The following is a 12,744-nucleotide window of genomic DNA, read 5'->3' on the forward strand; positions in this document are numbered from 1 at the left end:
CTCGGTCGGGTCGCAGCCGGTCAGACTCGTTCGATGATCGTGGCGTTCGCCATGCCGCCACCCTCGCACATGGTCTGCAGCCCGTAACGACCACTGGTCGCCTCGAGCTGATCGATGAGCGTGCCGAGCAGGCGCGTTCCGGAGGACCCGAGCGCGTGACCGAGCGCGATCGCACCGCCGCGCGGGTTCAGCTTCGCGGCATCCGCTCCCAGCTCCGCGGCCCACGCCAGCGGGACCGAGGCGAAAGCCTCGTTCACCTCGTACGCGTCGAGGTCATCCATCGTGAGTCCCGCGCGTTCGAGCACGAGACGGGTGGCTGGAATGGGCCCGGTGAGCATCATCATCGGATCGTCGCCCACCACTGAGAACGCGTGGAATCTCGCCCGGGGGCGAAGCCCGAGGGCCACTGCGCGCTCTGCGCTCATGAGCAGCGCAGCGGATGCGCCATCCGTCAGCGGTGAGGAGTTGCCGGGGGTGATGCTCCACTCAAGTTCCGGAAACCGTGCCGCGAGAGAATCCGTGCGGAACGCGGGCTGAAGGCCGGCAAGCTTCTCGGCCGTCGTCCCCGCCCGCACCGTCTCATCGGTCGCGGCATCCGGTGCCTCATCGACCGCGACGACCGTGCTGTCGAAGAATCCGTCCGCCCAGGCCTGTGCTGCACGACGGTGCGACTCGGCCGCGAACGCGTCGAGCTCGCCACGGCCGAAACCCCAGCGGTGCGCGATGAGCTCGGCCGAGACGCCCTGGTTCACGAGTCCTTCCGGGTACCGGGCGCGCAGCCGCGGCGACATCGGCGATCCACCCGCGGCGGATGACCCAAGTGGAACGCGGCTCATCGACTCCACTCCACCGACCAGCACCACGTCATACGCGCCGGCCATGATCCCCTGGGCTGCGATGTGCACCGCCTGCTGACTCGATCCGCACTGCCGGTCGATCGTCGCCCCGGGCACGGTCTCGTCGAATCCTGCCGCCAGCACCGCCTGCCGGGCGATGTTCATCGACTGATCGCCGACCTGGCTGACGCAGCCGAGGAGCACGTCGTCGATCTGCTGGGATTCCAAGCCGTTGCGTTCGAGAATCGTCGAGAGAACCCCTGCGGCCAGATCCACCGGATGCACTCCGCTCAGGGCACCACCGGGCTTGCCGCGACCGACCGGGGTGCGGACGACATCGACCAGAACCGCTTCGCTGCGCGTGCTCATACTTCTCCTTCTCGGCCGGCTACAGGCGGATCAGCCTGCCGCCTCTTCCGGTCGCTCCTGCACATCGATCGCCGCGGTATCCGGCTCATAGTCGGCAATATGCCGCTCATCCGGTCCGTTGTACGCCGACAACGGTCTGATCAGCGCGTTGGACGCCTGCTGCTCGATGATGTGCGCCGTCCACCCGGTGATGCGCGACGCGATGAACAGCGGCGTGAACGTGAGTGTGTCGTAGCCGATGAGGTTGTACGCAGGCCCCGAGGGGTAGTCGAGGTTCGGGTAGATCCCCTTGCGCGCGACGAACTCGCTCTCAAGGGTGTTGTAGAGATCCGCAACATTCGGCCGGTCGTAGTGCTCGACAAGCGTGTCGAGCGCCGCCTTCATCGTCGGCACTCGCGAATCGCCGCGCTTGTAGACGCGGTGCCCGAAACCCATGATCTTGCGCTTCTCGGCGAGCGCGGTATCCAACCACGACGAGACCTCCGACGCAGTGCCGATCTCATCGAAGATGTGCATCACGGCCTCGTTGGCACCGCCGTGCAGCGGACCCTTCAGCGCGCCGATCGCCCCGACGACGGCAGAGTACAGGTCGCTCAGGGTCGAGGTGATCACTCGTGCCGTGAAGGTGGAGGCGTTGAAGGAGTGCTCGGCATACAGAATCATCGAGCGGTTGAAAGCATCCACCACCTCGGGCGCGGCTTCTTCACCGAACGTCAGCGAGAGGAAGTTCGCCGCGTAGTCGAGGTCGTCACGCGACTCGACGATCTGCTGCCCACGCCTGCGCCGCTGACCGTACGACACGATCGCGGGGAGCACCGCGAACAGCTTCAGACTCCGCTCGAGATTCTCTTCCGGTGTGCCGACAGCATCCAGCACGTTGCTGATTCCGGCTGTCTCGATCGCGCCGATCACGCTGACCGCGGTGCGCACCTCGTCCATCGGGTGCGAGTCCAGCGGCAGGCGGTCGATGGCCTCCTTGACCTCGGGCGCGAGCGCACGATTCGCGCGCTCGGTCGCGCGGAAGTCGGCCAACTCGGATGCCGTCGGTAACTCGCCGTGCCAGAGCAGATAGGCGACGGCCTCGAAGGGCTGCGTCGCGGCGAGCTCCTGCACCGGGTACCCGCGATACAGCAGACTGTTCGTCTCGGGGTTGACCTTGCTGATCGCCGTCTCATCCGCGATGACTCCGGCAAGGCCCTTCTTGATCTCGTTCTCAGCCATGCTCACTCCTTCGTGATGGTGAAGTTGAAGACGCCGGAGTCGAAGTGGTTATACGACTCGTAGTCGATCAGGTCATAGAGGTCGACGCGATGCTGCATCTCGCCGAGCTTCGAGGTCAGATGCCCCTCATCCAGAAGCGTATCGAGACCACGGCCCGCCGCGCCCATTGCCAGACGCAAGAGAGACACCGGCCAGATGACGATGTTGACACCCACGTCGCGCAGTTGCTCCACCGAGAAGAGGTCCGATTTCCCGAACTCGGTCATGTTCGCGAGGATCGGCACATCGACGGCCTCGCGCATCGCCGCGAACTCCTCGAGCGATCGCATCGCTTCGGGGAAGATCGCATCGGCCCCGGCATCCACCAGCGCCTTCGCGCGATCCTTCGCAGCTTCCAACCCGTCGACGGCCGCGATATCGGTGCGCGCCATGATGAGGAAGTTCTCGTCCCGACGCGCGTCGACGGCCGCCCGGATGCGCTTGGTCGCAGTACCGAGATCGACCACGGCCTTCCCGTCGAGGTGACCGCAGCGCTTCGGATTGATCTGGTCCTCGATGTGAGCGCCGGCGAGGCCGGCATCCTCGAGCTCCTGGATCGTGCGGGCCACGTTCATCGGCTCGCCGAATCCGGTGTCGGCATCGATGATCGTCGGCAGCTCCGTCATGCGTGCGATCTGCTTGCCACGACCAGCGACCTCGGTGAGCGTGGTCAGCCCGATGTCGGGCAGCCCGAGGTCGGCGGAGAGCACGGCGCCCGAGATGTAGACACCCTCGAACCCCTTCTGCTCGATGAGCCGCGCGGACAGCGGATTGAACGCTCCGGGGAACCGCAGCAGGTCGCCGGAAGCGAGCCGCTCCCGGAACAGCCGCCGCTTCTCGGCGGGCGTCGTCTTCGAATACAGCATCAGAACAGTCCCTGAGTGGTGGGCTCGGATGCCACGACGCCGGGCCTCGCGATGATCGAGAGCTCTGCGACCTCGGCCGCGGTGAGCTCGGGAAGGCGCTGCACGAGCGACAGGAAGCGTTCGATCTCTTCGGGCGCGAGCACGGGCTCTGCGAGCAGGCGGAACTTCGCGATGTAGTTGTCGCGGGCGAACGGACGGGCACCCAGCGGATGCGCATCGGCCACGGCGATCTCGTCGACGAGCGTCGTGCCGTCGGTGAACGTGATCTCCACGCGACCGCCGAAGGCCTTCTCCGAGATGTCGTTCGAGTGGTAGCGGCGCGTCCACTCGGCATCCTCGAGCGTGGTCACCTTGTTCCACAGCTCGACAGTGTCGGCGCGCGCTGCCCGTGAGGGAGCGTACGAGTCGACGTGGTGCCACGTGCCATCCTGCAGCGCGACGGTGAAGATGTACGGGATCGAGTGGTCGAGCGTCTCGCGCGATGCCTTCGGGTCGTACTTCTGCGGGTCGTTCGCGCCCGAGCCGATCACGTAATGGGTGTGGTGGCTGGTGTGCAGGACGACCGACTCGATGTCGTCCCAGGTGCGCGACGTCGACCCTTCGACGGGCTCAGGGAGCGACGAGAAGTGCTCGTTGTGCAGCTTGCGCGCCAGGTCGATCCAGGCCTGCGCCTGGTACTCCGCGGAGTGCTCCTTCGTGTACGTGTCGAGGATCGCCCGCTTCGCCTCGCCGGCGGCGGGCAGCGGCACCTCATATGCAGCATCCGGGCCATCCAGCATCCACGCGATGACGCCGTCTTCGCCTTCGTAGATGGGCGAGGGGCTGGTCTGGCCGCGCATGGCGCGGTCGACGGCCTCGACCGCCATCTTGCCCGCGAAGGCCGGGGCGTGCGCCTTCCACGTGGAGATCTCGCCCTTGCGACTCTGACGCGTGGCGGTCGTGGTGTGCAGGGCCTGAGAGACGGCCTGGTAGATCGTCTCGGCGTCGAGGCCGAGAAGGGTGCCGATTCCGGCTGCAGCAGAGGGTCCGAGGTGCGCGACGTGGTCGATCTTGTGCTTGTGCAGGCAGATCGCCTTCACCAGGTCGACCTGGATCTCATAGCCGGTGGCGATGCCGCGCACGAGCGCACGACCGTCGCTGCCGGCGTGCTGAGCGACCGCGAGGATCGGCGGGATGTTGTCACCGGGGTGCGAGTAGTCCGCCGCGAGGAAGGTGTCGTGGTAGTCGAGCTCACGCACGGCGACGCCGTTGGCCCATGCCGCCCACTCGGGGCTCGTGCGCTTCTCCAGCGGAGCACCGAAGACGGTTGCTCCCTTCCCGCCCGTGGAGACCGGGTGAGCGAACGCCTGGTCGCGGGCCGCGAGGATCGGTCCGCGAGTGAGGGATGCCGCGGCGACCGATGCGTTGTCGATGATGCGGTTGATGATCATGTCGACGACATCCTGCGGGACCTCGACGGCGTCGGTGGCGACTTCGGCGATCTTCCAGGCCAGCTGCTCCTCGCGGGGCAGATCCTCTTCGCTCTTGTAGACACGGACGTGGTGATTGACGGTCATGATTGCCCTCTGCTGTCGGTGATTTCAGGGTTCTGGATGCTGTCGAGAATGCTCGTGAGGGCGTTCCGCAGGTGCACATGGGTGGCGTGCGCGGCGAGGTCGCCATCGCGTTCGGCGAGCGCTTCGGCGATGAGCCGGTGCTCGGCGACGGATGCGACGAGGCGCTCTCGGTTATCGCGGGCCATCCGCCGAACCCGGACCAGGTGGGTGCGGACGGTGCGCAGGGCGGCGGCGATGTAGTCGTTGTCGACGGCGGCATCGACCGCCGCGTCGAAGCGCGCGATGAGCGCGTAGTAGTCGTCGCGTCCGGTGGCGGCATCGAGGGATGCTCCGGCGACCGCGAACTCGGAGGCCAGCCCCGCGAACAGCTCGGCATCGCCGCGTTCTGCAGCGAGGCGAGCCGCGGACTCTTCCAGTGCACGGCGGATCTCGAACAGCGAGCGGATGTCGCCGGCGTCAATGCCGGAGACCACGGTGACGCGCGGAGACTGCTGCTCGACGAGTCCGTCCGCGCTCAACTGGTGCAGCGCTTCGCGCAGCGGCGTGCGGCTGACGCCGAGGCGTGCCGCCTGCTCGACCTCGGCGAGAACAGCGCCGGGGGCGAGTGCGCCGGACTGGATCTCCTCCAGCAGAGTCGCGTAGGCGCGATCACTCGCCCGCGCCCGCTCGACGGGCACCGTCTTCTCGACGGCAGTGGTGCGCTCAACAGTGGTGCTCACACTGGTAGTGTATACATAAATCGCCCCTATGGGCACCGCAGTTCACTCGATGGCGCGGAACGTATACAGATCGGCCCTTGGCGCCGGCTCAGAACAGACCGGAGTCATCGCCCTCGTCTGCGGGCGGAGTCGGTTGCTCGTCCTGGTTCGACTGCTCTGCGTCATAGGGGCGCCAGCCGATCGCACGATCGAGCAGCGTTCTGTGCCGAGATGAACGCGGCTCCACACCCTCGACGTCACGGTCGCTGATCACGAGGATCGGGTCGATCGTGAGCGGGGCGATGACCATCTGGTCGACGACCGTCCTCTCGATGGCGACACGGAGATCGCGCGCCCGGTACTGGTCGGTCTCCACCTCGAGCTGCGCGAGCAGATCATCGCGGGCAGCGTCGTTCGCATCCGAGTAGTTCCAGGCGCCACCTGTCCCCCACTGCGCACGGAGCTCGTCAGCGGTCACCGGGAACTCCATCGTGCCCAGATAGATGTCCCAGTCATCACTGCTGGCTGCGACTTCTTCGGGCATATCGCTGCCGCAATCCGTCGCGATCCAGCCGCCCTCTCCTACCTGCGCCTGGAACGATGCGAACATCCCAGCGGCGAGAGCAGAACCGCGATCGTAGAGCACACAGATGCGGATGCCCTCTGGCACCCCTGCCGCAATGCGCAGATCCGCCGCATCGCCCCCGCTGCGGAACTTCGCGGTGAAGCCTGCGTCTTCGACCGCCACCTGGTAGCCGTCGGTGCCCGGTGCGAACACGACGGACGACACACCAGAATAGATGTCGCTCCAGGGGCCTGCTCCGGCTGCCGCCACGTCGCCGCGGTCGAAGCTGCGCATGAGGACGCCCCGCACCGCACTATCACTCAGGGGTCGGGATGCCGCGGTGTTCGCCTGAGCCACCCACACGACTCCGTGGTCGATGTCATCGACGCCGTAGTCGTCTCGTTCGAGCTGACGGATGCTCTCGAAGTTGTCTGCGCGCGGTACGACCTGCCCCAGGTCGTACTCGGTACCGACGGCATCCGAAAGATTTTCGCCATCGTCATGCTGCAGGACGATGCGTTCGTAGCTGGCGGTCTTCTCCGCGACGTATGCGGAGTTGACCACGAGCGTCACCCGCTGCGCAGGATCGTCCGACGCGCCCTCCACCGTCTCGACGCGGTACGGACCGCTCGAGAGCATCAAGTCGTCGCGAGAGATCTGATCCTCGCCGAGAGCGAATCCGCTGTTCCACAGCGCGGCGATCTTCGCCAATGCCGCGGTGTCCGAACCGGTGATCGCCTCGACGACCGCAGTCTTCGCCGCCATAGGGTCATCGATGCCGAGGGCGTAGCGGCCCACGACGTGCGCGGGAACAGCGACATCGAGCGCCGATTCCCATCCGTTGAAGGGACGCGCGAAGTGCACGTCGATGCGACGCTCGAACTCGTCATACGTGGGTATCTCGTCACTGAGTGCCATCCCCGTCGGGACCGAATCGAAGCGCAGCTCGTCTTCTGGCGCTTCACTGTCGGGCGCGAAGAAGTTGGAGCCGGCGGCCCACGCGAGAAGCAGATCAGCCGCGTCGAGAGCAATGCCATCGGACCACACCGGCTGCTCGAGGTCGTAGCCGAGAGTGAAAGAGTCCTCGGCCTCCTCCTCGATCGTGATGCTTCCGAAAGTCGGGTTGGGCTCGATCTTCCCCGCGCGTTCGCGAACGAACTGCGAGCGGGTGAGCTGCTCGACCTCGAAATTCCCACCGGTGGCACCCGCGGTGCTTGCGACATTGACGCTCGAGAGCGAATCGCCCCACGCCACGTCTACTTGGCTGCCTTCGACGACCGACGGCGGATACCCCTTGCCGGCGCACGCGACGAGCGACAGTGAGATCACGACCGCTGCGACCCCGCCCAGTACGCGCGTGATCGCCGTCATGGCCGTGTGGTTACCCAGCGCAGCGTGGATATGCAGGCGTCGTAGAGCATCTTCGACGCGGCCACCTGCTCATCGTCGGCGCCGGCCTCGGCCGGGCGCGCGACCGTCGCAGTGAAATGAAGTGCACGGCGACGCCTGGTCGTCGGAATCGGCGTGAGGTATTCGACGGTCGTCAAGCCGATGGATGCTTCGCCGACGGTGACGATCTCGTCGCGCTCGAACCGGATGAAGCGCTTGTCTCCGAGCAGCGGCTGCGCGTCGAACTCGCGGATCGCGTGCGACACCATCTGGTCGAGTGAGACATCGGCAGTCGCCGTGCGCGTCGACACGATGATCGAGCCCGGGATCCACAGCGTGTTCTCGTCGCCCGTCGTCGCCGCATAATATGCGACCGCGCCCGCAGCGCTCATGGCCGTATAGGAGTCGTCGACCATCGCATGAACGGCCGCGTAGAGGTCAGGGCGCTGCACGCTGAGGAACTTCTTGCGCAACGCGGCTTCGAGAGCAGCACGGTCGTCGTCACCGACGTTGCGGCGCTCCCACCCTGCGGGCAGATCGATCTCGAAGTCGGGTTCTGCACTCACACCCAGCTGCTCGCGCAGGGTCATACCGCTTCCGCTGTTCATGAGTCCTCCTTGATGTGCAACCGCCCCAGTGGTCGCGCTTTGAGCACCTTGACGTCGACATCGGGAAGCAGCCGACGCTCCGCAAGGGTGTCGATCGCGTCATTGCGCTCCTGCATGACGTACCGCATCGCCTTCTCGTCCAGCTCGTCGATCGGTATCGCCGGCGTCTCCACGATAGGGGCCTGCGGAGGGGACACCGCAATGACCACGAACACGATCACCGCGAGCGCCATCATCACGTACGCCGGAAGCATCATCAGGCCCGTATCGGCGCCGCCCTCCGCCGCGAGCTGAAAGGCGATGAGCACACCGAACACGCCGAACCCGATCGTCAGGCCGAGAAGGATCAGCAACGATCCGTTCCTTCGGCGGCCATCGACGAACCAGCGGATGAGAATGAGGACGACCCCGAATGCCGCGACACCGTACGCGAGCATCGCCCACGGAATGCTGCCCATATCCGGCGCATCCGTTCGTCCAATCGCGATGTCGCGAGGGTTGCCGAAAACTGCGGCGAATCCGCCGATCGAGGCGAGTAGCGCCAGTAACGGCGAGATGCTCCATGCAACGCGCCATTTCGGCGTCTTCACGATCTCATCCGCCCTGCCCGTCCATGCGAGCACGTGGGCTTCGAGCACATCCAGCCCGTGCGGTTCGTCACGCGATACCCGGCGAGCCCAACGGGACGGTGGTGGTGAATTCGCGGGGAGTTCAGGCAACGACATGCAACCCAATATTCCACGAGTCGGTGCCATCCCATGAGTCGACGTCGCTATCGGGCAGTTCGGTGCGACGCGCGCCCACGAATGTCCGGCCATCCTCGAACTCGAGCGTCAGCGATGCGACGATCTCGATCAGGCCTTCCTGCATCCGATCGAACACCAGCGCAGCGGTCGGCTCGATGAAGACCGCGATGTCCAGCTCACCGTCGGTGAAGATGAACACGGTCTGGTGGGCAACGAGACGCTCCTCATCGACCGTCTCCTCAAGTGTGCGCGTTGCGAGCATTCCGTGACCCGCACCCGGAGCGTGGATCGGCGAGAGGGCGAAGCCGTGGCTCCGCCACCAGTCGACCGGCGACGGAGTCATCATGAACACCCGCACGGTCGCCACGATCGGACGAGCAGTGGGCAGGAAAGCCATCACCAGCAGGTCCGACTCCTCCCTGTCGTCGGCAGCCTCCGCCATGACACGACGGATCCCAGGCCCCGCCTCAGCATCGAAACGATCACCGTGTGCGCGCGCGACGGCGTCGACGACCGCGCCGGCCCAGCGGTCACGTTCCGCGTCGTCGCCGAGGACCGGTATCTCGATCCACCCGCCCGCATCCGTGCCCGCACGTGCTCGAATCCGTGTCACCAGATCACGTCCAAAACCGGCAGGTAGGTATCGCCGACGTCGACCTTGCCGACATCCTTCTTGATGCCGTCATAGTCGGGCAGAACCTTCGCGAACATCCCATCGACCTTGAAGATCGCCCCCACGAGTCCCCGTTGCATCTCGACGACGCCTGCGACGAGTTGCCATCCTCCGGCCGCACCGAGATCGTCGAAGAACGAGAGTTCTTTACCGGTGAACAGGCGGGTCATCACGCCACTGAGACCGCCGGAGACGCCGCTGAACGACGAGGGGTTCTTGATCAGACCCGCAAGGTCGTCCAAACCGGCCCGATTCGCAACGTTCGTGAACTGCGACACGAACTCGGAACCGAACTTTCCACCCTTCGACGCCCAACTGCCGCCGTCTGCGAGGATCCCGCCGATCTTCCCGATCGGGATCACGTCGATGATCGCCAGCGTGAGATCGACCCACGTCGCCTCACCCCGCGCGAACTGGATGACCACGATGATCAGCGTCAGCCCTGCGACGATGGCTGCGAGAGCCCCGATGATGGGGCCACCGATGATGATCGCCGCGATAGCCAGCACGAAACCGGCCCAGGAGAGAACGTTCTTGATGGTCGCAAGCCATTGCGTCCATCCGTCGGCGATCTTCCCCGACATCTCATCGGTGATGCCGCTGACGGCGTCGTCGAACGCCTGCTCCCACGTGTTGTAATCGGCGTCGAAGTCTTCGGCCTCGCCTTCCCAGGCTTCGAAGGCCGCCTTCTTGGCAGCATCCTCTTCTGCCTGCGCGTCGGCCTCGGGGCTGCCTTCATCGGGTTGGAAAAGTCCGCCCGCACCTCGCGGCTCGACCTTGCCGGGGAGCCCCTGGTACGCGGCCCACAGCTCATCGCATGTATCGACGCGAGTGTCGATCTTCGGCTTGAGTTCGGTGAGCTTGTCGCCATAGGTGACGAGCACGGGACCGATGGGCTTGTACAGCTCGCCGGCTTCCTTCAGCTGCTTGTAGGCGTCACCGATCGTCTCGATGAGCTTGTCGACCGCTTCTCCCTGCTGGTCGGTGGCGCGCGTGGCGATCTGCTCGAGCACGATCGCGCTATCGATCATCTGCTGGCCGAGCGTTCCGATCGCCGTGCCTCGCGCGGAGATCGTCTCCGGTGTTCCCTTGACGTACTCGATGTCACGCCCTGCAGGCGACTTGTCCATGCTGCTTCCCTACTGCTCCGGCTCGAGCGCAATCGCGAGCTCATCATCGCCCTGACGGAACCCGTCAAGGATCCCGGTCACGCGCTCGAGAATCTTCGAGAGGTCATCCTTCAGCTCGTCGCGCTTCTTGTCCCAGCGCTCTTCGAACTCCCTCGCCGCATTGCGCAGTTCGTGACGCCCATACGGGTCGCTGATCGCCGCCTCGAGCTCGTCCGAGCCGCTCACCGCGCCCTCGAACTCCGCAACGATGCTGGTCAGGCTCGTCTCGACTTCACCGAGCTCTGTGTACGAGATGTAGACGTCGCTCATCCCAACCCCTTCACATCATGTCTGAGCAGCCCACCGATGACATCAGGCCAGCAGAGCTTATGCTTCCGCTGGCCTGATCGCCCTCGCCTCCGACTGAGGTGGGCTTCGTCAAAGTTCTATGACGCGAGCGGCTCAGCCGCCGGCGAGTGCGTCGTCGAGATCCTGGATGGCCTGCGCCATGTCGCGAAGCGCCGAAGCCATGTCGGTCACGCCCTCGGCAGCCTGCTTCATGCCGTCAGTGAGCTCCTGGTAGCCCTCCTGGAACTTGCCAGACGCCTTCTCCGTCTTGAAGCCATCTTCGACAAGGTCATCCACGTGACCCTGCAGCTCATCAAGCAGCTCGTCAATCGAGACCTTGCCGTCGTCCAGCTTCGTAGCTGCCGTATCCATCTCGTCGTACGTTGCGCCGAAATCACTCATGCGCTCACCCCATTCCTGTCAAGACCAGCAGCCCACCGCGGACCACCTACACACACACTAATCAAGCGAACCGGAGGAACACGATGGGGACTATTCCCCATCGTGAGCGATTGCGGTCAGCCCAGCAGTCCCCGAGCGTTGAGCACGATGAGCGAGAGCACGACGGCGAACACACCCGCAATGCCGAAGACGATGGCAACACTGCGTGCGATGTCGGCGCGAAGCGCCTCGTATCTGGGCCCGGTTCCGCGGCTCTGCCGACGCACGAGCTCCCACACTTTCGAGCCTGCCACCGAGGTAGCGAGTTCCTCGATGAGCTCGAGCTTCTCAGCCCTTCGACGCTCAGCGCCCGCCGTGACCGGAGCGGATGGGAAGAGATAGAGGTTCCGATCTTTGATCTCGACATCGAAGTATCGCCCTGTCCGCTGGAGCAGCTGCACCATCTCTGGGCTAAAGAAGGCGCGGGCCACGTGTTCGCCGCCATCGCCGACGAACAGTCGTCCCCGTCGGGCGAAACCCACATCCACACGCTGCGAACGGTGCCACTGGTCCGGTGCCACCCGCACCCCGAGAACGCGAGAGAGGTGGCCGAAGCTCAGAATCATGTGCGGCATGCGCTCCGGCAAGCGGACGACGACGTACGGATGACGACGGCCGGTAGGTGCCCGATAGCGGGCCGACACCTGGGAAGACAGATGACCGATCTCGATCGGGACACCGCGAACGTCGTAGTTGAGCATGCCGAACCGCTCGTGCTCCGCCCCGTAAGCGAACGGCACGCCCGCATACCCGCCCGCGCCCGCTTTCCACAGCGTGAATCGTCCGCCCACGTGCGGCGCCAGGGAACTCAATCTGGCCATCACCCGTGGTGAGTATCTGATGACGTTCACCATCGCCAGGAGGCAGACCACTGCCGAGATCACCGTTACGGCGAACAGCGGCATCGACGTATCCTCGAGCACGAAGAGGTTCACTGCCGCGGTAAGCGGCACCAGAATGCCGCTGATCAGCGCAGCTCTCTTCGGGAACCGCATGATCGCAGCGAACCGCTCCTGCGCGGTGTCATCGTTCACCACCGCACCGTTCGCGTCATCGCGCGCTCTCTCTCGATCCGTTGCCATCGGTCATACCAATCTCTAGTCCAGTAGGCCGGCGGCCTTAAGCACGATAAATGACAGTACGACAATCGCAACGACCGCCACGGATACGATGATCGTGCCCGTCCACACCGCGTCCTCACGAAGCACACCATATGCGGGGCCGCGTCCCCGGCTCTGGCGACGCACCAGATCCCATCCCGTAGAACCCGCCAACGTGGT

13 protein-coding genes are annotated in these 12,744 nt (G+C 65.2%); all 13 read right to left on the reverse strand.

Annotated features, from left to right (window positions below; genetic code table 11):
• Positions 1-20: 20 nt before the first annotated feature.
• Positions 21-1,205, reverse strand: a complete 1,185-nt coding sequence (locus ACN0RC_RS04010) for a thiolase family protein (RefSeq protein ID WP_417509040.1) — start codon at positions 1,203-1,205, stop codon at positions 21-23.
• A 30-nt stretch (positions 1,206-1,235) separates the two neighbouring features.
• A complete protein-coding gene (locus ACN0RC_RS04015; RefSeq protein ID WP_417509042.1) occupies positions 1,236-2,426 on the reverse strand; it encodes a bifunctional 2-methylcitrate synthase/citrate synthase in 1,191 nt (396 codons plus the stop codon).
• Between the two features lie 2 nt (positions 2,427-2,428).
• On the reverse strand, positions 2,429-3,331 hold the full coding sequence (prpB, locus tag ACN0RC_RS04020; RefSeq protein ID WP_417509044.1) for a methylisocitrate lyase: 903 nt from the start codon (positions 3,329-3,331) through the stop codon (positions 2,429-2,431).
• Positions 3,331-4,887, reverse strand: coding sequence for an MmgE/PrpD family protein (locus ACN0RC_RS04025; protein WP_417509046.1), 1,557 nt, complete (start codon positions 4,885-4,887; stop codon positions 3,331-3,333). Before ACN0RC_RS04025 ends, prpB begins: the two co-directional genes overlap by 1 nt.
• Positions 4,884-5,606: a GntR family transcriptional regulator gene (locus ACN0RC_RS04030; protein ID WP_417509048.1), complete on the reverse strand. Its 723-nt coding sequence runs from the start codon at positions 5,604-5,606 to the stop codon at positions 4,884-4,886. The genes ACN0RC_RS04025 and ACN0RC_RS04030 overlap by 4 nt, the downstream gene beginning before the upstream one ends.
• An 88-nt stretch (positions 5,607-5,694) precedes the next feature.
• Entirely contained in the window at positions 5,695-7,521 is a 1,827-nt protein-coding gene (locus ACN0RC_RS04035; RefSeq protein WP_417509050.1) for a hypothetical protein, read from the reverse strand.
• Positions 7,518-8,147 (reverse strand): hypothetical protein, encoded by a 630-nt coding sequence (locus ACN0RC_RS04040; protein ID WP_417509052.1) that lies wholly within the window; start codon positions 8,145-8,147, stop codon positions 7,518-7,520. Before ACN0RC_RS04040 ends, ACN0RC_RS04035 begins: the two co-directional genes overlap by 4 nt.
• A complete protein-coding gene (locus ACN0RC_RS04045) occupies positions 8,144-8,872 on the reverse strand; it encodes a hypothetical protein (RefSeq protein ID WP_417509054.1) in 729 nt (242 codons plus the stop codon). Before ACN0RC_RS04045 ends, ACN0RC_RS04040 begins: the two co-directional genes overlap by 4 nt.
• Positions 8,859-9,506: a hypothetical protein gene (locus ACN0RC_RS04050; RefSeq protein ID WP_417509056.1), complete on the reverse strand. Its 648-nt coding sequence runs from the start codon at positions 9,504-9,506 to the stop codon at positions 8,859-8,861. The genes ACN0RC_RS04045 and ACN0RC_RS04050 overlap by 14 nt, the downstream gene beginning before the upstream one ends.
• Complete coding sequence (locus ACN0RC_RS04055; RefSeq protein WP_417509058.1) at positions 9,503-10,696, reverse strand: hypothetical protein; 1,194 nt, start codon at positions 10,694-10,696, stop codon at positions 9,503-9,505. Before ACN0RC_RS04055 ends, ACN0RC_RS04050 begins: the two co-directional genes overlap by 4 nt.
• Before the next feature lie 9 nt (positions 10,697-10,705).
• The gene (locus tag ACN0RC_RS04060) at positions 10,706-11,005 is read right to left on the reverse strand and encodes a hypothetical protein (protein ID WP_417509060.1); all 300 of its coding nucleotides are present in this window, start codon (positions 11,003-11,005) and stop codon (positions 10,706-10,708) included.
• Between the two features lie 132 nt (positions 11,006-11,137).
• Entirely contained in the window at positions 11,138-11,425 is a 288-nt protein-coding gene (locus tag ACN0RC_RS04065; protein WP_417509062.1) for a WXG100 family type VII secretion target, read from the reverse strand.
• A gap of 116 nt (positions 11,426-11,541) precedes the next feature.
• A complete protein-coding gene (locus ACN0RC_RS04070; protein WP_417509064.1) occupies positions 11,542-12,498 on the reverse strand; it encodes a hypothetical protein in 957 nt (318 codons plus the stop codon).
• Positions 12,499-12,744 lie beyond the last annotated feature (246 nt).

It is taken from the genome of Microbacterium sp. (assembly GCF_048259935.1).
Lineage (GTDB): Bacteria > Actinomycetota > Actinomycetes > Actinomycetales > Microbacteriaceae > Microbacterium.